This is a genomic window from Vibrio sp. YIC-376, from assembly GCF_052353105.1.
In the GTDB taxonomy this organism is placed as follows: domain Bacteria; phylum Pseudomonadota; class Gammaproteobacteria; order Enterobacterales; family Vibrionaceae; genus Vibrio.
Window position 1 is genome coordinate 74111 of record NZ_JBBWFK010000013.1, and the last position, 19070, is coordinate 93180.

Here is a 19070-nt window from a genome sequence, read left to right on the forward strand (position 1 = left end):
GACGACAAAAAACTTGGGGAATACGTTAGCCAGACATCCTTTTATGACTGAAACCTACTAGGGGTTGGGTAAGTCATTACTTAGTTAATTTCGTAGGAATAAACCAAGGAGGAGTTATGCCTCGAACAGTCAATCCATCCGACTTCCATGGTAAGCGAAAGGAAGTACCTGATAACGAATACGCTAGAACCATTCCGTGTAACACGGTTAATCTCAGTGCTCCGTTCCATTGGCTCGCTCTGGGTTTGCATGATTTCGTACGAATGCCACTCATCAGCGCATTTTATGGACTGTGCTTTATGGCTGCAGCCATAGGTATAGTGTTGCTTGTACAGTGGCAAGGCACACACCTTGTCGTAATGCCGAGTCTCATTGTCTACATGTTAATTGGCCCCTTTTTAGCGCTGGGATTATACGATGCCAGCTGGGAAAGAGAGCGCGGACACAAATCTCGCCTGTTCCACTCAATGAAAGCGATCGGGCGTAATTCAAGCTCGCAATGGGCCTTTGCTGTTCTGTTAGCTGTTTGTATGATTTTCTGGATGCGTATTGCAGCGCTTCTTCATGCCCTATACCCATCGGTGCAAGGCGCACCATTGACTGAATTTTTACCATTCCTTGTGATTGGTTCGCTCGTAGGTTTCGTGTTGGCCTGTGTCGTATTCAGCATCTCTGCATTTTCAATTCCATTAATGATGGAACGCCGTGTCGACATGATGACTGCGGTTTTCACCAGCTTCAATGCAGTAAAATCCAATATCCCGGCCATGATTGTTTGGGCGGCGGTCATCTGCGGCGGTATATTAATTGGTTTCGCCACTTACGGAATTGGTATGCTGTTTACCATGCCAATTCTCGGCTACGGAACTTGGCATGCTTACCACGCAACTATTAAGAAAAAACACACACCTTAAATCAGTGATGCTATGATCCAGCCCTCGCAACTGCGGGGGCTTTTTATTGAATTCGTGAGGAAAGAATGGACATTGAACTAAGCTACAAAGCAAAACAGGTGATGACGCAATATATCGTATTAGCTGAACATGCTTTTAAGCGCTCATTCCCTCTTCCAGGCATTACGTTTAATGTTCGTGGCAAAGCTGCCGGAAAAGCCTATCTTCAGCTAAATGAGATTCGCCTCAACCCAGTTCTGTTTAAAGAGAACAAACATGCCTTTTTGCAAGAAGTCATACCGCATGAAGTTGCCCATCTGATCACTTACCAGCTGTATGGCCGAGTGCGCCCTCACGGCAAAGAGTGGCAAACCGTAATGGAATCGGTCTTTAACGTACCTGCTAAAACCACACATAGTTTCGAAGTCTCTTCTGTTCAAGGCAAAACCTTCGAGTATCGCTGTCACTGTACAACTTACCCGCTTTCCGTTCGTCGCCATAATAAAGTGCTGCGTAAACAGGCGGTGTATTCATGTCAGAAGTGTCGTCAGCGTCTTAGCTTCACGGGTGTTCAGCTTACCTAGAGCGTTTGTAAAAATAACCAACTGGTTTCAACGTTATACTTTTCTTTTTTAATTATTAACTTGCTTATTACGAAAGCCTATAACTGAGTGTTAGAATGGCTAAAGTCACACTTTTCTAAGACTTTAACCATGAAATACCTGTTTTCTTTATTCATTCTCGCACTTTCCAGTGCAGCCGTGGCCGCGCCACCAAGTTCCTTTTCAGCCGCTAAGCACGAAGCGGTAAAAATCTATAAGGATCATCCCACCAGCTTTTACTGCGGTTGTGATATTCAATGGCAAGGCAAGAAAGGCTCACCCGACCTTGCCTCTTGCGGCTACCAGGTACGAAAGCAAGAAACACGCGCTTCTCGTATAGAGTGGGAACATGTCGTTCCAGCTTGGCAATTTGGACACCAGCTACAGTGCTGGCAAAATGGCGGCCGTAAAAACTGCTCGCGCAATGACAATACTTTTCGATTAATGGAAGCTGACCTGCATAACCTGACACCGGCGATTGGTGAAGTAAACGGTGACCGTTCTAACTTCAACTTCAGTCAGTGGAATGGCGTTGACGGCGTCAGTTATGGTCGTTGTGAGATGCAGGTAAACTTCAAACAGCGCAAAGTAATGCCACCAGATCGCGCACGTGGTTCTATTGCTCGTACCTACCTTTATATGAGTAAAGAGTACGGGTTCAAGCTTTCCAAACAACAAACTCAGTTGATGAGTGCATGGAACAAAACCTACCCTGCAGATAAATGGGAATGTGAACGTGATAAGCGTATTGCCAAAGTTCAGGGCAACCACAACCCATTTGTTCAAGAGGCTTGTAGCGCGCTGTAAAAACACAAACAGAGATAGCCACTGCCCTTTCTTGTAGAGGCGTTTCGTTGACTCGAAACGCCTCTTGCCCCTTGTTTTTTCGATGGAATGCATCCATGTTAGGAACTAAGTTTATTCTCTTGCTGGAAATCTCATGCGTATCCCTCGAATTTATCATCCAGAAACCATTCACCAACTTGGCACACTCGCATTAAGTGAAGACGCTGCGGGCCATATTGGCCGTGTACTTCGCATGAAGGAAGGTCAGGAAGTTCTATTATTTGACGGCAGCGGCGCTGAGTTCCCAGCAGTGATCAGTGAAGTCAGCAAAAAGAATGTCATGGTGGACCTCACTGAGCGTGTCGAAAGCAGCATTGAATCTCCATTAGATCTGCATCTTGGCCAAGTCATTTCACGTGGCGATAAGATGGAGTTCACAATCCAAAAATCGGTAGAACTTGGGGTTAATACCATTACCCCTCTTATTTCAGAACGTTGCGGCGTAAAACTCGATCATAAACGTTTTGAGAAAAAACTGGTTCAGTGGCAAAAAATCGCCATCAGTGCTTGTGAGCAGTGCGGACGTAATGTCGTCCCGGAAATTCGACCAATCATGAGCTTGGAAGAATGGTGTCAAGAAGAGTACGATGGTCTGAAACTCAATCTTCACCCTCGTGCAAAATACTCGATCAACACCCTGCCAACACCTGTTGAAAAAGTTCGTCTACTGATCGGCCCTGAAGGCGGTTTGTCTTCAGAAGAGATCGATATGACCCGCGAATACCAATTTGAAGAGACGCTCCTCGGCCCACGTGTTCTGCGTACCGAAACCGCGGCTCTTACCGCAATTACAGCCTTACAAGTTCGTTTCGGCGATCTTGGTTAAAACGGAGAAAAATAATGATCAAACTCGGTATTGTAATGGATCCAATTTCGTCCATTAACATCAAAAAAGACTCTAGCTTTGCCATGATGCTTGAAGCGCAACGCCGCGGCTATGAAATCCACTACATGGAAATGGACGATCTTCATCTCGACCAAGGTGTCGCGGTTGCCGACACGAAAGTGGTAGAGCTGAAAGAAGATCCAAACGGCTGGTACGAATTCAAATCAGAGCAAACCATCGAGTTATCTGAGTTAGATGCAGTTCTGATGCGTAAAGATCCTCCGTTCGATACTGAATACATCTACGCAACTTACATTCTTGAGCGCGCCGAAGAAAAAGGCACACTGATCGTCAACAAACCTCAAAGCCTTCGTGACTGCAATGAGAAGCTGTTTACCGCCTGGTTCCCGGAATTAACACCAACAACCATCGTGACGCGTAAAGCAGAGAAGATTAAAGCATTCCGCGAGCAACATGGTGACGTAATCCTTAAGCCACTTGATGGCATGGGTGGCGCATCTATTTTCCGCGTTAAAGAAGGCGATCCAAATATATCGGTGATCATCGAAACGCTGACTAATCATGGTCAATACTACGCGATGGCACAGACCTTCGTGCCAGACATCAGCAATGGTGACAAGCGTATTCTCGTGGTTGATGGCGAGCCAATGCCTTACTGTCTTGCGCGAATTCCAGCGAAAGGCGAAACGCGCGGTAACCTTGCTGCAGGTGGTACAGGTGAAGCTCGCCCACTTAGCGAAACAGATCTTCAGATTGCTCAAGCAGTTGCACCGACTCTAAAAGAAAAAGGTCTTATCTTCGTGGGTCTTGATGTCATTGGCGATAAGCTTACTGAAATCAACGTTACTAGCCCAACGTGTATTCGCGAAATCGAAGCAGCTTTTGATATTTCAATCACTGGCAAACTGATGGATGCAATTGAACGCAGACTGAAAGGCGAATAATTAAATTTATAGTAAAGTTATAAGAGAGAGCCAGATGTTAACTTAAGCAAATTCATGCATATAAGTGAATCTGCTTAAGTTCATTTACGAGTCTGAAGGGTCGGTATGAGTATGAACCTCACAAACCATTTTTTAGTCGCCATGCCTGGAATGAAAGATCCCTATTTCCAGAATAGTGTTATCTACGTTTGCGAACACAACGAAGAAGGCGCAATGGGATTAATTATTAATGCTCCTGTCGACATCACTGTGGGTAACATGCTTAAGCAAGTCAAGGTACAACCTGTGCATCCGCGCTTGTTTGAGGCGAGCCTGGACAGACCGGTGTATAACGGCGGGCCGATATCAGAAGACCGTGGCTTTATCCTGCATAAACCCAAAGATTATTACGAATCGAGCATTCAGATGACCGATGATCTTGCGGTCACTACCTCTCGCGACATTCTGTCGGTACTGGGTACCGAAGCTGAGCCAAGTGACTATTTAGTTGCGCTGGGCTATTCAGGCTGGAGTGCGGGACAGTTAGAAAACGAGTTAGTTGAAAACTCTTGGCTGACCATTGAGGCTACACCCGAAATAATCTTTGATACTCCAATTACTGAGCGTTGGAAAAAAGCAGTAGAAAAACTGGGCATCGATCCGAGTCAGCTTTCTTCTGACGCAGGGCACGCCTAATAGGCCCAGATAGTTTTGATTAAGATTTGAGACCCTTTATGTCACGTACAATTATGGCTTTTGACTTCGGTACTAAAAGCATCGGTAGCGCCATTGGCCAGGAAATTACGGGAACCGCCTCTCCATTAAAAGCATTTAAAGCCAATGATGGCATCCCAAACTGGGACGACATTGAAAAACAGATCAAAGAATGGCAACCCGATCTGCTGGTTGTTGGTTTGCCGACAGATCTTCACGGTAAAGCTCTGGAAACCATTACTCCGCGCGCGAAAAAGTTTGCTAATCGTCTGCAAGGCCGTTTCGGATTACCCGTCGAACTTCACGATGAACGCTTATCCACTGCAGAAGCACGTGCGGATCTGTTCGAAATGGGCGGTTATAAAGCGCTGTCGAAAGGCAATATCGATTGCCAATCTGCGGTTGTGATTCTGGAAAGCTGGTTCGAAAAGCTTTGGGGTGAGTAAATTTTCTGAATTTGTTGAAACAGAAAAGGTTGGCTTCCGCCAACCTTTTTTATCTTCAGGAAAGTTCTAGTCCATATCGATCTTAACGTTCGCCAAACTTCCCGTTGCCAATGGCTCACCACGCTGAGTTTTCAGCATCAAACGCAAGTCGTTAGCAGAATCCGCACTGTGTAGTGCATCTTCTTCACTGATTTTTCCTTGCATCACCAATTTGTAGAGTGACTGGTCAAAGGTCAGCATACCAAACTCGTTTGAGCGCGCCATGGTCGATTTCAGTTCATGCAAATCACCTCGTCGGATCAAATCTGAAATACGCGGGCTGTTAAGCAAGATCTCAAACACACCATGACGTCCCTGCCCGCTTTTATCACGGATCAACTGCTGACCAATCACTCCTTTCAAGTTCATGGAGAGATCAAACAAGAACTGCTCTTTTTGATCTTTTGGCACTAAATGAAGGATACGCTCCAAAGCTTGGTTGGCATTGTTGGCGTGCAAGGTCGCCATACACAAGTGACCTGTTTCAGCAAAAGTCATTGCATACTCCATTGTCTCCCGGCTGCGGATCTCCCCAATAAGGATCATATCAGGAGCCTGACGCAGAGAGTTTTTCAGTGCCACTTCATAGCTTTCCGTATCTAAGCCGACTTCACGCTGGGTGACAATACAACGCTTGTGTTCATGAACAAATTCGATCGGATCTTCTACCGTTAGGATATGCCCGGTTTTGTTGCTGTTTCGGTAGCCAGTCATCGCCGCCATTGTGGTCGACTTACCCGAACCTGTTGCACCAACCACCAGCACCAGACCTCGCTTTGCGATCGCTAAATCTTGTAGCACTAAAGGTAATTTAAGCTGTTCAAAAGTTGGAATGTCCGTTTCAATGCGACGAATAACCGCTCCTGGCAACTCACGTTGGAAAAAAGCACTGACACGGAAGCGGCCGAAATCCCGGACGATAGCGAAGTTAGATTCGCGGCTTTGACGAAACTCCTGACGTCGCTCTGGATCCATTGCATTGTCCAGTAACAGAGCCACATCATTCTCAGTTAATTTGTTGCCTTGAGGGCGCAGCTCACCATCGACACGAAACAAGACAGGCGCACCAACTGTGATGTAAAGATCCGACGCTTTAAGCGCCAACATACCTTCGAGAAATTTATTCAGATCCATCTTCCGTATCCACCATTATTTATATGAGCGTTACGAAAATTGCTGCACTTCAAGCCCAACTTTGCTGTCGGCCTCTTCGTGAGAAACAATACCTTGAGCAAGGAGCTGACGTGCATTTTGCTCCATCGTCTGCATCCCATGTGCCGCACCTGTCTGGATGATCGAATACATCTGAGCGACTTTGTCTTCGCGGATCAAGTTTCGAATTGCCGGTGTCGCCATCATGATTTCATGACAAGCAACACGTCCACCACCATTACGTTTCAACAGTTTCTGGGCGATAACGGAACGCAAAGATTCGGATAACATCGAGCGAACCATGTCTTTATCGCTGCCGGGGAACACGTCAATAATACGGTCGATGGTTTTCGCAGCAGAACTCGTGTGTAACGTACCAAAAACTAAGTGACCAGTTTCAGCAGCGGTCAACGCCAGACTGATGGTTTCTTTGTCACGCATCTCACCAACCAGAATGACATCCGGGTCCTCACGCAGTGCACTGCGCAAGGCGTTTTGGAAGCTATGAGTGTCACGGTGAACTTCGCGTTGGTTGATCAAACATTTGTTGTTTGTATGAACAAATTCAATTGGATCTTCAATTGTGAGAATGTGCTTATTGTGATTACGGTTGATGTAGTCGACAATGGCAGCTAAGGTCGTCGATTTACCAGAGCCGGTTGGTCCTGTTACCAGTACCAAACCTTTCTGCCCGTTAGCAATCTTTCGGAAGATATCTGGCGTATCGAGTTCTTCAAGCGTTGGAATATTACTCGGGATGGTACGAAACACCGCAGCGCAGCCGCGAGATTGGTGAAATGCGTTGACACGAAAACGTCCAACGTTTTGTAGTTCAAACGAGAAATCGACTTCGAGTTTTTCTTCGAACTCACTGCGTTGTGCATCGTTCATGATTTCGAAAACCAAGCGATGCACTTCTTGATGTGTAAACGCCGGAATGCCCAGCTTTCTCACGTCCCCATCAATTCTGATCATTGGTGGGACACCTGCAGAAAGATGTAGATCTGATGCATTATGTTTTACACTAAAATCCAGTAACTCAGTGATATCCATTTAAAATCCTTAAGTCTAAAGTACAGCTATGAGTAGTATTCAACAAAATATTGAACATATCACCTCTCAAATCCGAAACGACGAGCAAAAATGCGGCCGTTCTCCTGAGTCAGTGCAACTTTTAGCGGTAAGTAAAACTAAACCCGTTGAAGCCATTCTTGAAGCTTACCAAGCCGGTCAAACGGCATTTGGTGAAAACTATGTTCAAGAAGGCGTTAATAAAGTTCAGCACTTTGCTCAGCATTATCCAGAAAATCGCATAGAATGGCACTTCATCGGGCCTATTCAGTCCAATAAATCCCGTCTTGTCGCTGAACATTTCGATTGGGTTCACACCATTGATCGCGCTAAGATTGCCCAACGCCTGAATGATCAACGTCCAAGTGAACTAAAACCACTGCAAGTTCTTATTCAAGTGAACACCAGTGGTGAAGATTCAAAGTCTGGCGTAACCGACGCAGAAGTATTCGAGCTGGCTGAGTTGATTTCTCGCCTACCCAACCTCACTTTAAGAGGATTGATGTCTATCCCTGCTAACGTCTCAGACTATGATTCACAGCTTCATGAGTTCCAGAAACTGGCGAAATTGAAGCAAGATCTTGAACAGCAATACCCGGAAATAGACACATTATCCATGGGTATGAGTGGCGATATGACGGCGGCTATCGTCGCGGGCAGCACCATGGTACGAATCGGAACTGCTATTTTTGGTGCTCGTGACTACAGCGCAAAAAGTGAATAGTCAGCAAGAGCAAACAAGAATTGCCAGATCTTACAACTGCTACATTTTAGCAGTAAAACTTATCATTTATCATGCAGTTAAATGCATTTTAAAGTAGCAAAGCATCACAACGGAAATCAGACAAATGGAACATAAAAAAATTGCCTTCATTGGTGCAGGTAACATGGTGAGAGCCATTATTTCTGGCTTAGTAGCGAATGGTTACCCGGCGCAAAATATAGTGGCAACCGCCCCTTCAGAGACACGTCGCTTGCCACTTGAAAAAGATTTTGGCATCCGTACCACCAGCGACAACATCCTTGCGGCTTCAGAAGCGGATGTGGTGGTTTTGTCTGTGAAACCACAAATGATGGCCGATGTATGTAAGCCTCTGCAATCTATCGATTTCAGCAACAAATTGGTGATTTCTATCGCGGCTGGCATTAATTGTTCACGTTTAGATGAGATGCTAGCGACGAAGTTAAATCTGGTTCGTGTCATGCCAAATACGCCTTCTCAGTTAGGCTTGGGCATGAGTGGTCTTTTTGCGCCTGAACATGTAACTAAGCAGGATAAAGACTTCGCAGCACAACTGATGCAGGCTGTAGGTGAAGTTTGCTGGGTGGAACGAGAAGCCGGCATCAATAGTGTGATTGCTGCAGCGGGAAGCGCTCCGGCTTATTTCTTCTTGTTTATGGAAGCGATGCAAGCAGAAGCGATCGCACAAGGTTTCGATAAAGAGACCGCTCGCCTGCTGGTTCAGCAATCGGCATTAGGCGCAGCCAGCATGGTAGTGAACAATCCGGATACTGAGCTATCTACACTGCGTGAAAATGTCACCTCCAAAGGTGGGACAACAGCAGAAGCTCTGCGAACGTTCAACGAACATCAGCTTTCTGATATCGTAGCCAAAGCAATGCAGGCAGCGGTTGCTCGCGCGGAAGAAATGGAAAAACTATTTTAATTACCTGGATGATTCTCGAGAAAAAGTCATCCATCACTTGTTAAGGGTACCTTATGAATTCAATGAGTTTTCTCATCTCAACCCTATTTGACCTGTATATCATGGTCGTTATATTGCGTATTTGGTTGCAAGCTGCACGCGCCGACTTCTACAACCCTTTCTCGCAATTTATTGTTAAAGCTACACAGCCAGTCATTGCTCCACTGCGTCGTGTTATCCCGTCTGTAGGTAGTATCGATCTGGCTACAATTTTATTTGCGTACCTGCTGTGTGTACTTAAGTTTGTTGCTTTAATTCTTATCGCATCAAGCGGTTCCGTTTCTTTTAGTGTTGAGTTCCTGTTCCTGGGATTACTGTCTCTAATTAAAGCCGCTGGCGGCCTGTTATTCTGGGTATTGCTGATCCGTGCAATCCTGAGCTGGGTTAGTCAGGGCCGCAGTCCAATTGAGTATGTGTTCCACCAGCTGACTGAGCCAATGTGCGCTCCAATCCGTCGCATTATCCCTGCAATTGGTGGTCTTGATCTTAGCGTTTTGGTGCTGTTTATCGGTCTGCAGTTCGCGAACTTCCTGATGGGCGATATTGTTGGCCCAATATGGTACCAGCTGTAGTGTCAGCCGCAGTTTGGCGGGATGGCGAGGACATTGTCCTTAAACTCTACATTCAACCGAAAGCAAGCCGCGATAAAGTCGTCGGCTTGCATGGGGAAGAACTAAAAATCGCTATTACCGCCCCGCCCATCGATGGCAAAGCCAATGCGCATCTCACCAAATTTCTGGCTAAGCAATTTAAAGTCGCTAAGGGTTTGGTTCACATAGAAAAAGGCGAACTGGGACGGCACAAACAAATTCGGATAGAATCTCCCGCGCAGATACCTGATGAAATAAAAGCCATCTTATGATGGCTTTTTATTTAACCTGAAAGCAGGTTATTTAAATTAAACTTAAATAGAAGTGTCTCTTTGAGGAATTCACGATGAACAAATGGATTACCGCAGTACTGATCAGCCTATTGTCTTTCCCGACTTTTGCTGAACAGTTCAAAACGATGAAAGACATCGAAGTACATTACGTGGCGTTTAACTCTACTTTTCTGACGCCGAAAGTAGCCAGCAGCTACAACATTAAACGTAATGGCTACCTCGCTGTAATAAATATTAGCGTGCTTGATAGTTCTACCCTCGGAAAACCAGCTCTGGAAGCGAAGGTAGAGGGACATGCAAAGAACCTGATCGGTCAAACGCAACAGTTAACCTTCCGTGAAGTTAAAGAAGGTGACGCTATTTACTACTTGGCTGAACTGCCGATCACGCATGAAGAAACCTTTACCTTCGATATTGATGTAAAAGCTGGAAACAAAGGCTCAGGTAAGCTTCAATTCACCCAGAAGTTTTTTGTTGAAGAGTGACATGTCGAAGAGTAATTGGGTCAGAATGATCTAAAAGCTTTTGGACACCAGTAGGCCAAAAGCCTTCCGAAGTTAAAAAAGTTAAAATGAAAAGATGAGGAGAACGACATGTTCTCCTCATCACAATGAAAAGAGAACCCCATGAAAAAGATTGTGTTAGCAACAGGCAACCAAGGCAAAGTACGTGAGATGGCAGATTTGCTTTCAGATTTCGGTTTCGAAGTATTGGCACAAAGTGAATTCAACGTCTCTGAAGTTGCGGAAACGGGCACCACGTTTATTGAGAACGCAATTATCAAAGCTCGCCATGCAGCGCAAGAAACCGGCCTGCCAGCTATCGCTGATGATTCGGGTTTAGAAGTCGACTTCCTTAACGGTGCACCTGGTATCTACTCTGCACGTTACGCTGGCGAAAACGCAACAGACCAGGAGAATCTGGAAAAACTGCTAAAAGCGATGGAGGGCGTGCCTGAAGCAGAGCGCACTGCGCGTTTCCATTGTGTCTTGGTATTAATACGCCATAAAGATGATCCGACACCTGTCGTTTGTCACGGTATGTGGGAAGGTCGTATCCTGACAGAAGCACAAGGTGAGAATGGCTTTGGCTACGACCCAATCTTCTTCGTGCCAGAAGACGATTGTGCATCAGCAGAGCTAGAGCCTGTGCGTAAAAAGCAGCTGTCACACCGTGGTAAAGCGCTGAAATCTCTGTTCGCTCAGCTGTCTGCGCACACAGCCCAGTAAGCACATTGCATAGTAATAATAAGCGAGTTTATCCATGTTAACGCCCCCAGCACTCAGTCTGTATGTTCACATCCCATGGTGTGTACAAAAGTGCCCATACTGCGACTTCAACTCGCATGCGCTCAAAGCGGAGATCCCAGAAGAGGAATACATCAACGCCCTTCTGGAAGATCTGGATACCGATATTGAAAAATATCGCCTGAACGACGCTCCACGCCCTCTGCATTCTATTTTCATTGGTGGCGGTACGCCGAGCCTGATTTCAGCACAAGGAATCGAACGTCTGTTAAAAGGAATTGAAGCGCGTATTCCATTCAAGCCAGGCATCGAAATTACCATGGAAGCCAACCCAGGAACGATCGAAGCTGAACGTTTTGCTGGCTACCGAAAAGCAGGGGTAACACGTATATCTATCGGAGTGCAGAGTTTTGAGCAAGAGAAGCTAGAACGCCTCGGACGCATCCACGGCAAGGATGAAGCAGTAAATGCGGCTAAGCTCGCCCATAAGATTGGCTTAAACAGCTTTAATCTGGACTTAATGCACGGCTTGCCAGACCAAAGTATTGAGCAGGCTCTGGCCGATTTGGATAAGGCTATTGAACTGGATCCGCCACACCTGTCTTGGTATCAGCTCACCATTGAGCCTAACACCATGTTCTATTACAAGCCTCCGACGCTGCCTGACGACGATGACCTATGGGACATCTTCGAGCAAGGCCATGAGAAACTCTCAGCAGCAGGATATGTGCAGTACGAAATCTCCGGTTACAGCAAGCCGGGCTATCAGTGTCAGCACAACCTTAACTACTGGCGGTTTGGGGATTATCTCGGCATCGGCTGCGGTTCACATGGCAAGCTGAGTTTCGCTGATGGGCGTATCATTCGTACCACTAAAGTGAAGCATCCACGTGGTTATCTGGCTGCGTACCAAAATATGGTGAAACCTTATCTGCATACCGAGCAGTTTGTGGAAGATGAAGACCGTCCGTTTGAGTTCTTCATGAACCGTTTCCGTTTGATGGAAGCGTGCCCAAAACAAGACTTTATCGACACCACTGGTTTACCACTAAGCACCATTCAAGACACCATTCACTGGGCGTTAGAAATTGGATATTTGAGTGAGACCGACACACACTGGCAGATCACCGAAAAAGGTAAGTTGTTCCTGAACGACTTGTTAGAAGCCTTTATGGCCGAAGAAGACGAATAAGCTAATCTGATATCAAGCTATAAAAAATGCCTCTCGGTGTGAGAGGCATTTTTATTTGTGCTGATTCAAATAAGCAACTTTAGAAAATTGAGCGACCTATTCGCTCTGAAAGTAGCTCCAAAGCTTTCGTTCCTGCCAGCGAGTTACCTGCTGAGTCTAGCTCCGGAGACCAGACTGCAATGGTCATATCCCCCGGTACGACTGCAATAATGCCGCCGCCCACACCAGATTTGCCCGGCATACCGACACGGTAGGCAAACTCACCTGCGCCATCATAAAGTCCACACGTCGCAAGCAGCGCATTTAATTGCTTGGTTTGAGTCGATGTTACGACAGGTTTACCAGTTTGCACAGACGTGCCTTTATTGGCTAAGTAACTAAAGGTTTTCGCCAAATCAACACAGCTCATCTTCAATGCGCAGGCATGGAAGTAATTTTGCAGAACCGGTATGACTTCATTTTCGAAGTTACCAAACGAACGCATCAGGTAAGCGATCGCCGCGTTGCGATCGCCATGCATCATTTCTGAAGCCGCAACCACTTTGTCATACACAATGTGAGTATCACCCGATAGCTGGCGAACAAATTCAAGCAAGCGTTGACGCGGTGCAGACAAGCGACTTTGCAGCAGATCCGCGACCACAATCGCGCCCGCGTTAATAAACGGGTTGCGAGGAATCCCCTGTTCCATTTCTAACTGAATGAGTGAGTTAAATGCCTGACCTGAGGGCTCTTTCCCTACTCGAGCCCAAATTTCCTCTTGCTTATACAAGCACATCGCCAGCGTCAGGCTCAGGGCTTTAGAAATAGACTGGATTGAGAACGGTTCATCGGCATCCCCCGCCTTAATCACTTCACCTTCATTGGTGTATACCGCAATACCTAACTTGTTGTTGGGCACTTTTGCCAGAGCCGGAATGTAATCTGCCACTTTTCCCTGGCCGATCAAAGGACGAACTTCGGTCAGAATGTCTGTCAAAATTTCCGCTGTCGGTTTCATTGTCTACCTTATTGTCACAAGAGTGATTTAACTCAGAGGTAAAAAAAGCCAACTGAATGTTGGCTTTTCAAAGATTCGATATCGAAGAATCGATTATGGTTTCACTGCCACAATAATATTGCGGTTAATCGATTGATCTACGCGATGAAGATAACCGATATAAGGCTCTTCTGAAAGTACCTTCCACCCCTGCTCTTCAAATAATGCCGCGACGTCTTTCCATTTCAGAGTGAATTCGTTGAAAGACAACACCACAGAACCTTGCTTTTTCAGCACCACTTTCCATGCAGGCAACGCTTCTTTTAAAAGCTCTAGTGGGCTGCGGTTCAGTTTGCTGTCTTTCGCATTCTTACTGCCGTGCTGCACGCCATAAGGCAAATCAGACACCATGATATCCACGGAACTCTTCTTCACAACTTGGTCTGCAATACGCGTATCTGCCGAGTACAGTTTCATCGTCTGAAGATTACCTTGGTTGTAATCTTCTTTATTCACTGCAGCTTCAATCACGAAACCATCGGCCACTTTTTTACCGCCAGAAGTGCGCTTTTCTTTGCTCACTTTATGCTTAAAGCGACCGTTCTTCATAAACTTAACGATGAAGGTCTGGATCTCTTGAACCCATTTCTGGTTGATCTCTACACCTACGACATTTAAGCCGTGGATCAAACCTTCAAACAGTGTTGTACCCTTACCACACATCGGATCCATCAACGTAAGCTGCGCGCTATCTGTGTTAGCGGCGCTCACGCCCAGGTTTACCATCAAACGCGTAAACTGCTCGTTTGTTTTACCGGTATAACGCAGGATCTGGCTCATGCTCTCAGGGAAGGTGTTGAACGCAGGCGCCTGAATTGGTCGTAGCAAACCGTCTTCACGCACTTCAAACAGCGCGTAATAGATAGAAGATGCGGCGATCTTACGCGACTGTTCTTCGTTGAGCGCTTCCTCGCACGAGAACACCAATGCCGCAGGTAAGCCTACATCTTTGCTGCCAATTTCAGTCACTTCAACACCTTCAGAAGCTAAGATTGCTTTTAGCTCTGAACATGCGATGGTCATTGCGCTATCAAAATAAATACGGTTGTGACCCGGATTCGCTAATATCGCATAGTGGTACATCAACTGTCTCCTTACGCAGTTCGTTTGAATTTGATGTCCCACACACCGTGACCAAGACGGTGACCGCGAGCTTCAAATTTAGTTAATGGACGCTCTTCAGGACGAGGTACAAAATCGCCTTCTTCAGCAATATTTTCATAACCTGGCGCTTGATTCATGATTTCAATCATGTGTTCTGCATAGTTTTCCCAGTCCGTTGCCATGTGGAAGATACCCTCATTAGGGATAAGCTTCTGGCGTACCATTTCAGCAAACTCAAGCTGTACGATACGACGCTTGTGGTGACGCTTCTTGTGCCATGGGTCTGGGAAGAATAGTTGCAGTGTCGTTAGGCTGTCATTCGGGATCATGTGCTCGAACACTTCAACCGCATCGTGACACATTACGCGCAAGTTAGTCAGACCAGCTTCACGTGCATCAGCAAGACAAGCACCAACACCCGGGCTGTGTACTTCAATACCGATGAAGTTTTTCTCAGGTGCGTTCTTTGCCATTTCAACCAGTGAAGCGCCCATACCAAAACCGATCTCAAGCACAACTGGATTGTCGTTACCAAATACCTCTTTCCAATCAAGAAGTTCAGCTTGGTAATCGATACCCATTGTTGGCCAGCACTCGTTCATCGCATTTTCCTGGCCCTTAGTTAAACGGCCTTCGCGACGAACGAAACTGCGGATTTTACGGATCAGCTTGCCGTCTTCGTTGTATTCGTTAGTGGTTACTTCACTCATTGATTTTGCCTGCACATTGATTAATCAAAGCGGGGATTATCCAAAGAATTTAATCGGGTGCAAGTTTTTGTTGAGCTCTCGGTCTATCACTACTCAAAAGCTATAATGCTCCCCGTAATATCCCCACTGATTACCAGTTGTACTTATCACCCATTCTGTGGTGCAATTTTGCCCCTAACCAATAATAGAATACAGAGCAAGTCGTGACCCCTTTCGCCAGTGCCATCTTAGAATGGTATGACGCCTATGGAAGAAAAGATCTTCCGTGGCAACAAAACAAAACCGCATACAGTGTCTGGTTGTCTGAAATCATGCTTCAGCAAACTCAGGTAACTACGGTTATTCCGTACTACCAACGCATTCTGGAACGCTTTCCGACCGTGGTCGACCTTGCTAACGCAGAGCAAGATGAAGTGCTGCACCTCTGGACTGGCCTCGGTTACTACGCCCGAGCCCGTAACCTGCATAAAGCGGCCAAAGAGGTTGCCCAGAAATATAATGGTGAGTTCCCTCTGGATATCGAGCAAATGAACGCTCTGCCGGGAATCGGCCGCTCAACTGCTGCAGCGGTATTGTCATCCGTTTTTAAGCAGCCACATGCGATTCTCGATGGCAACGTCAAGCGAACACTTTCTCGCTGTTTTGCAGTTGAAGGATGGCCGGGGCAGAAAAAAGTAGAGAATCAGCTGTGGGAGATTGCCGAGGCACATACCCCGAAAACTGACGTCGACAAATACAATCAAGCTATGATGGACATGGGCGCCATGGTCTGCACACGCAGCAGACCTAAGTGCACCTTGTGTCCTGTTGCCAATTTATGTGTGGCGAAAAAACAAGAAAATGTTCTCGACTATCCGGGGAAAAAACCGAAGAAAGATAAACCGGTGAAGCAAACCCGATTTGTTATGCTTCATCACAATCATGAAGTCTGGCTTGAACAGAGACCTCAAACCGGAATTTGGGGCGGGCTATTCTGCTTCCCGCAAACCGAACATGTGGATGTCGAAAGTGATATTGATTTGCTGTTGGAACAACGTGGCATCCAGGCCAATGACATTAAAGAACAGCAAACACTGATCACTTTCCGCCACACATTTAGTCATTACCACTTAGATATCACACCAATTTTGATTGACCTGTCAAAGCAACCCGATGTGGTAATGGAAGGCAACAAAGGTCTTTGGTATAACTTATCTAAACCTGAAGAAGTGGGATTAGCCGCTCCAGTAAAACTGTTACTGGAAGCGCTACCTCATGAACTTCGTTAATTGAATACAAGGAGTCATTATGAGCCGCACTGTGATTTGTGCTCGACTAAACAAAGAGGCTGAAGGTCTAGACTTTCAACTGTACCCAGGTGAACTAGGCAAACGCATTTTCGATAACATCTCGAAAGAAGCTTGGGCTCAGTGGCAACACAAACAAACCATGTTGATCAACGAAAAGAAACTCAACATGATGGATCCGGAGCATCGTAAACTGCTCGAAACCGAAATGGTGAACTTCCTGTTTGAAGGTAAAGACGTTCACATTGACGGCTACACTCCACCTAGCGAATAAATTTTCGCAAAAACAATGACATCACAACGCACATTGTGGTGTCATTATCTCACCAGATCCCACCTACTAATTACTTATGAAAAAAATTGTCTTTCTTGTTACGGCACTTTTAATGGCCGGTTGCAGCCGTGAGTTCGTCGAAAACGTCTATGATGTCGACTACGAACCGACTAACCGTTTCGCCAATAATTTAGCGGAAATGCCGGGACAATTTGAAAAAGACACCGCCGCTTTCGATTCATTAATCGACAGCTTCTCTGGCGATATCCAAAAACGGTGGGGCAAACGAGAAATCAAGTACGCGGGTAAAAGCAACTACGTTAAGTATATCGACAACTACCTCAGTCGCGCAGAAGTCGATTTCCAAAAAGGCGTGATTACCATAGAAACGGTATCCCCAACCGAACCACAAAAACACCTCAAGAATGCAATTATAACTACGCTACTGACACCTGAAGATCCCGCGAATGTCGATCTGTTCTCTTCTAAAGAGATCAAACTCGGAGGTCAGCCTTTTCTATACAAACAGGTGCTAGACCAAGATAAGCAGCCGATTCAATGGACCTGGCGAGCCAATCGGTTTGCCGATTACCTCATCGCCAAGGAAATCAAAACGAAAGACGTCGATTTCAAAAAAGCATACTACGTAGAAATTCCCATGGCGGTAGATCACTTATTGCAGCGCAGTTATCAATACGCCAGCATAGTGCGTCGTGCGTCGGAGAAATACGATATTCCTGAAGATTTGATTTACGCCATCATCAAAACCGAAAGCAGCTTCAATCCATATGCGGTCAGTTGGGCTAATGCATATGGTCTAATGCAGGTCGTGCCGAAAACCGCAGGCCGAGATGTGTTTTCTTTGGTTAAAAATCGCTCAGGACAGCCGAGCCCTGAATATTTGTTTAACCCGGAAAACAATATTGATACCGGAACGGCCTACTTCTATATCTTGAAGAATCGTTATTTGAAAGAAGTCAGCCACCCAACTTCTCTCGAATACAGTATGATTTCTGCTTACAATGGCGGAACTGGTGGCGTATTGAGCACATTTGATAGCAGCGATCGTAAACGCGCTATGAGCGACCTAAATTCACTGCAACCCAATCAAGTTTACTGGGCATTAACCAAGAAACATCCCAACGCTGAAGCTCGTCGATATCTAGAAAAAGTTACAAATTTCAAAAAGGAATTTAACTCGGTGCAAACTTTTTAGCACCAGTTGAACAAAAAGCGTTCGAACAACCACTTTTTTGAAATTATTTAAAAAAAGTGGTTGACGGAAAGCGGGAAAATCCGTTTAATAGCGCTCCGTTGCCCGGATAGCTCAGTCGGTAGAGCAGAGGATTGAAAATCCTCGTGTCGGTGGTTCGATTCCGCCTCCGGGCACCACAATTTATTCGTTGTTGGTGTTATACACGGACAACAAGCAAAGATTTTTTATAGCAAAGAATAGTAGTGTGCCGACTTAGCTCAGTAGGTAGAGCAACTGACTTGTAATCAGTAGGTCACCAGTTCGATTCCGGTAGTCGGCACCATTCTTTTGCCTCGATAGCTCAGTCGGTAGAGCAGAGGATTGAAAATCCTCGTGTCGGTGGTTCGATTCCGCCTCGAGGCACCATTATTTGGTGCACTTGCTTAATTAGCAAGACACAAACAGAATAGTTCCTCCTTAGCTCAGTTGGTAGAGCGACGGACTGTTAATCCGCAGGTCGCTGGTTCGAGCCCAGCAGGAGGAGCCACTTTCTAGAGTTTCATTTAAATGAGATTCTAAAAAATGAAGGGTTCAACTCTTCTAAGAAAAAGAATAAAACGTGCCGACTTAGCTCAGTAGGTAGAGCAACTGACTTGTAATCAGTAGGTCACCAGTTCGATTCCGGTAGTCGGCACCATTCTTTTGCCTCGATAGCTCAGTCGGTAGAGCAGAGGATTGAAAATCCTCGTGTCGGTGGTTCGATTCCGCCTCGAGGCACCATTATTTGGTGCACTTGCTTAATTAGCAAGACACAAACAGAATAGTTCCTCCTTAGCTCAGTTGGTAGAGCGACGGACTGTTAATCCGCAGGTCGCTGGTTCGAGCCCAGCAGGAGGAGCCA

At 46.0% G+C, this 19070-nt stretch carries 22 protein-coding genes and 7 tRNA genes; 24 read left to right on the forward strand and 5 right to left on the reverse strand.

Going from position 1 to position 19070, the window contains the following annotated elements; genetic code table 11:
* The first annotated feature begins 116 nt into the window (after window positions 1-116).
* The 7 genes from WJM94_RS20020 (at window position 117) to ruvX (ending at window position 5271) form a co-directional block, all read left to right on the forward strand.
* Complete coding sequence (locus WJM94_RS20020; protein ID WP_444495944.1) at window positions 117-914, forward strand: DUF2189 domain-containing protein; 798 nt, start codon at window positions 117-119, stop codon at window positions 912-914.
* A 65-nt stretch (window positions 915-979) separates the two neighbouring features.
* Window positions 980-1477, forward strand: coding sequence for a SprT family zinc-dependent metalloprotease (locus tag WJM94_RS20025; RefSeq protein ID WP_444495945.1), 498 nt, complete (start codon window positions 980-982; stop codon window positions 1475-1477).
* A gap of 129 nt (window positions 1478-1606) precedes the next feature.
* Window positions 1607-2302 carry a deoxyribonuclease I gene (gene endA / locus WJM94_RS20030; protein ID WP_444495946.1) on the forward strand — a complete coding sequence of 232 codons (696 nt, stop codon included), beginning with the start codon at window positions 1607-1609 and terminating at the stop codon, window positions 2300-2302.
* Window positions 2303-2435: 133 nt separating this feature from the next.
* Window positions 2436-3167 carry a 16S rRNA (uracil(1498)-N(3))-methyltransferase gene (rsmE, locus tag WJM94_RS20035; RefSeq protein WP_444495947.1) on the forward strand — a complete coding sequence of 244 codons (732 nt, stop codon included), beginning with the start codon at window positions 2436-2438 and terminating at the stop codon, window positions 3165-3167.
* Window positions 3168-3181: 14 nt separating this feature from the next.
* Window positions 3182-4132: a glutathione synthase gene (gene gshB / locus WJM94_RS20040; protein ID WP_444495948.1), complete on the forward strand. Its 951-nt coding sequence runs from the start codon at window positions 3182-3184 to the stop codon at window positions 4130-4132.
* Between the two features lie 111 nt (window positions 4133-4243).
* Complete coding sequence (locus WJM94_RS20045) at window positions 4244-4807, forward strand: YqgE/AlgH family protein (RefSeq protein WP_444495967.1); 564 nt, start codon at window positions 4244-4246, stop codon at window positions 4805-4807.
* 38 nt (window positions 4808-4845) lie between these two features.
* Window positions 4846-5271: a Holliday junction resolvase RuvX gene (ruvX, locus tag WJM94_RS20050; RefSeq protein WP_444495949.1), complete on the forward strand. Its 426-nt coding sequence runs from the start codon at window positions 4846-4848 to the stop codon at window positions 5269-5271.
* Between the two features lie 66 nt (window positions 5272-5337).
* On the opposite strand, the gene WJM94_RS20055 is transcribed toward ruvX, so the two are convergent.
* Both WJM94_RS20055 and WJM94_RS20060 read right to left on the reverse strand, forming a co-directional pair.
* Window positions 5338-6444, reverse strand: coding sequence for a PilT/PilU family type 4a pilus ATPase (locus WJM94_RS20055; RefSeq protein ID WP_444495950.1), 1107 nt, complete (start codon window positions 6442-6444; stop codon window positions 5338-5340).
* 30 nt (window positions 6445-6474) lie between these two features.
* On the reverse strand, window positions 6475-7515 hold the full coding sequence (locus WJM94_RS20060; RefSeq protein ID WP_444495951.1) for a type IV pilus twitching motility protein PilT: 1041 nt from the start codon (window positions 7513-7515) through the stop codon (window positions 6475-6477).
* A 28-nt stretch (window positions 7516-7543) separates the two neighbouring features.
* Here WJM94_RS20060 and WJM94_RS20065 point away from each other — a divergent pair, with 28 nt between their 5' ends.
* The 7 genes from WJM94_RS20065 to hemW all read left to right on the forward strand — a co-directional run bounded on the left by WJM94_RS20065 (window position 7544) and on the right by hemW (window position 12561).
* Window positions 7544-8257, forward strand: coding sequence for a YggS family pyridoxal phosphate-dependent enzyme (locus WJM94_RS20065; protein ID WP_444495952.1), 714 nt, complete (start codon window positions 7544-7546; stop codon window positions 8255-8257).
* Window positions 8258-8381: 124 nt separating this feature from the next.
* Window positions 8382-9200, forward strand: a complete 819-nt coding sequence (proC, locus tag WJM94_RS20070; RefSeq protein WP_444495953.1) for a pyrroline-5-carboxylate reductase — start codon at window positions 8382-8384, stop codon at window positions 9198-9200.
* A gap of 53 nt (window positions 9201-9253) precedes the next feature.
* Window positions 9254-9811 (forward strand): YggT family protein, encoded by a 558-nt coding sequence (locus WJM94_RS20075; protein WP_444495954.1) that lies wholly within the window; start codon window positions 9254-9256, stop codon window positions 9809-9811.
* Window positions 9811-10101, forward strand: a complete 291-nt coding sequence (gene yggU / locus WJM94_RS20080; protein ID WP_444495955.1) for a DUF167 family protein YggU — start codon at window positions 9811-9813, stop codon at window positions 10099-10101. Before WJM94_RS20075 ends, yggU begins: the two co-directional genes overlap by 1 nt.
* 74 nt (window positions 10102-10175) lie before the next feature.
* On the forward strand, window positions 10176-10607 hold the full coding sequence (locus WJM94_RS20085) for a DUF4426 domain-containing protein (RefSeq protein WP_444495956.1): 432 nt from the start codon (window positions 10176-10178) through the stop codon (window positions 10605-10607).
* A gap of 141 nt (window positions 10608-10748) precedes the next feature.
* Window positions 10749-11351: an XTP/dITP diphosphatase gene (locus tag WJM94_RS20090; RefSeq protein ID WP_444495957.1), complete on the forward strand. Its 603-nt coding sequence runs from the start codon at window positions 10749-10751 to the stop codon at window positions 11349-11351.
* Between the two features lie 34 nt (window positions 11352-11385).
* Window positions 11386-12561, forward strand: coding sequence for a radical SAM family heme chaperone HemW (gene hemW, locus WJM94_RS20095; RefSeq protein ID WP_444495958.1), 1176 nt, complete (start codon window positions 11386-11388; stop codon window positions 12559-12561).
* Between the two features lie 79 nt (window positions 12562-12640).
* On the opposite strand, the gene glsB is transcribed toward hemW, so the two are convergent.
* From glsB to trmB, 3 genes are all read right to left on the reverse strand, one after another.
* A complete protein-coding gene (gene glsB, locus WJM94_RS20100; RefSeq protein WP_444495959.1) occupies window positions 12641-13561 on the reverse strand; it encodes a glutaminase B in 921 nt (306 codons plus the stop codon).
* Between the two features lie 93 nt (window positions 13562-13654).
* Window positions 13655-14683: a TRM11 family SAM-dependent methyltransferase gene (locus WJM94_RS20105; RefSeq protein ID WP_444495960.1), complete on the reverse strand. Its 1029-nt coding sequence runs from the start codon at window positions 14681-14683 to the stop codon at window positions 13655-13657.
* Between the two features lie 11 nt (window positions 14684-14694).
* A complete protein-coding gene (gene trmB / locus WJM94_RS20110) occupies window positions 14695-15414 on the reverse strand; it encodes a tRNA (guanosine(46)-N7)-methyltransferase TrmB (RefSeq protein WP_444495961.1) in 720 nt (239 codons plus the stop codon).
* Window positions 15415-15617: 203 nt separating this feature from the next.
* On the opposite strand from trmB, the gene mutY reads away from it, so the two are divergent.
* The 10 genes from mutY (at window position 15618) to WJM94_RS20160 (ending at window position 19070) form a co-directional block, all read left to right on the forward strand.
* Window positions 15618-16682 carry an A/G-specific adenine glycosylase gene (mutY, locus tag WJM94_RS20115; RefSeq protein ID WP_444495962.1) on the forward strand — a complete coding sequence of 355 codons (1065 nt, stop codon included), beginning with the start codon at window positions 15618-15620 and terminating at the stop codon, window positions 16680-16682.
* 19 nt (window positions 16683-16701) lie between these two features.
* Window positions 16702-16974: an oxidative damage protection protein gene (locus WJM94_RS20120; protein ID WP_444495963.1), complete on the forward strand. Its 273-nt coding sequence runs from the start codon at window positions 16702-16704 to the stop codon at window positions 16972-16974.
* Window positions 16975-17050: 76 nt separating this feature from the next.
* Window positions 17051-18190, forward strand: a complete 1140-nt coding sequence (gene mltC, locus WJM94_RS20125) for a membrane-bound lytic murein transglycosylase MltC (protein WP_444495964.1) — start codon at window positions 17051-17053, stop codon at window positions 18188-18190.
* 100 nt (window positions 18191-18290) lie between these two features.
* A tRNA-Phe gene (locus WJM94_RS20130) sits at window positions 18291-18366 on the forward strand.
* Window positions 18367-18436: 70 nt separating this feature from the next.
* Window positions 18437-18512, forward strand: a tRNA-Thr gene (locus WJM94_RS20135).
* A 7-nt stretch (window positions 18513-18519) separates the two neighbouring features.
* Window positions 18520-18595, forward strand: a tRNA-Phe gene (locus WJM94_RS20140).
* Window positions 18596-18640: 45 nt separating this feature from the next.
* Window positions 18641-18716 (forward strand) — tRNA-Asn (locus tag WJM94_RS20145).
* 74 nt (window positions 18717-18790) lie between these two features.
* Window positions 18791-18866: transfer RNA gene (locus WJM94_RS20150), tRNA-Thr, on the forward strand.
* 7 nt (window positions 18867-18873) lie between these two features.
* A tRNA-Phe gene (locus tag WJM94_RS20155) sits at window positions 18874-18949 on the forward strand.
* A 45-nt stretch (window positions 18950-18994) separates the two neighbouring features.
* Window positions 18995-19070, forward strand: a tRNA-Asn gene (locus WJM94_RS20160).

Coding starts and splice junctions, on each gene's coding strand:
- WJM94_RS20020 (WP_444495944.1), top strand. CDS start 117: ATGCCTCGAACAGTCAATCCATCCGACTTCCATGGTAAGCGAAAGGAA.
- WJM94_RS20025 (WP_444495945.1), top strand. CDS start 980: ATGGACATTGAACTAAGCTACAAAGCAAAACAGGTGATGACGCAATAT.
- endA (WP_444495946.1), top strand. CDS start 1,607: ATGAAATACCTGTTTTCTTTATTCATTCTCGCACTTTCCAGTGCAGCC.
- rsmE (WP_444495947.1), top strand. CDS start 2,436: ATGCGTATCCCTCGAATTTATCATCCAGAAACCATTCACCAACTTGGC.
- gshB (WP_444495948.1), top strand. CDS start 3,182: ATGATCAAACTCGGTATTGTAATGGATCCAATTTCGTCCATTAACATC.
- WJM94_RS20045 (WP_444495967.1), top strand. CDS start 4,244: ATGAACCTCACAAACCATTTTTTAGTCGCCATGCCTGGAATGAAAGAT.
- ruvX (WP_444495949.1), top strand. CDS start 4,846: ATGTCACGTACAATTATGGCTTTTGACTTCGGTACTAAAAGCATCGGT.
- WJM94_RS20055 (WP_444495950.1), bottom strand. CDS start 6,444: ATGGATCTGAATAAATTTCTCGAAGGTATGTTGGCGCTTAAAGCGTCG.
- WJM94_RS20060 (WP_444495951.1), bottom strand. CDS start 7,515: ATGGATATCACTGAGTTACTGGATTTTAGTGTAAAACATAATGCATCA.
- WJM94_RS20065 (WP_444495952.1), top strand. CDS start 7,544: ATGAGTAGTATTCAACAAAATATTGAACATATCACCTCTCAAATCCGA.
- proC (WP_444495953.1), top strand. CDS start 8,382: ATGGAACATAAAAAAATTGCCTTCATTGGTGCAGGTAACATGGTGAGA.
- WJM94_RS20075 (WP_444495954.1), top strand. CDS start 9,254: ATGAATTCAATGAGTTTTCTCATCTCAACCCTATTTGACCTGTATATC.
- WJM94_RS20085 (WP_444495956.1), top strand. CDS start 10,176: ATGAACAAATGGATTACCGCAGTACTGATCAGCCTATTGTCTTTCCCG.
- WJM94_RS20090 (WP_444495957.1), top strand. CDS start 10,749: ATGAAAAAGATTGTGTTAGCAACAGGCAACCAAGGCAAAGTACGTGAG.
- hemW (WP_444495958.1), top strand. CDS start 11,386: ATGTTAACGCCCCCAGCACTCAGTCTGTATGTTCACATCCCATGGTGT.
- glsB (WP_444495959.1), bottom strand. CDS start 13,561: ATGAAACCGACAGCGGAAATTTTGACAGACATTCTGACCGAAGTTCGT.
- WJM94_RS20105 (WP_444495960.1), bottom strand. CDS start 14,683: ATGTACCACTATGCGATATTAGCGAATCCGGGTCACAACCGTATTTAT.
- trmB (WP_444495961.1), bottom strand. CDS start 15,414: ATGAGTGAAGTAACCACTAACGAATACAACGAAGACGGCAAGCTGATC.
- WJM94_RS20120 (WP_444495963.1), top strand. CDS start 16,702: ATGAGCCGCACTGTGATTTGTGCTCGACTAAACAAAGAGGCTGAAGGT.
- mltC (WP_444495964.1), top strand. CDS start 17,051: ATGAAAAAAATTGTCTTTCTTGTTACGGCACTTTTAATGGCCGGTTGC.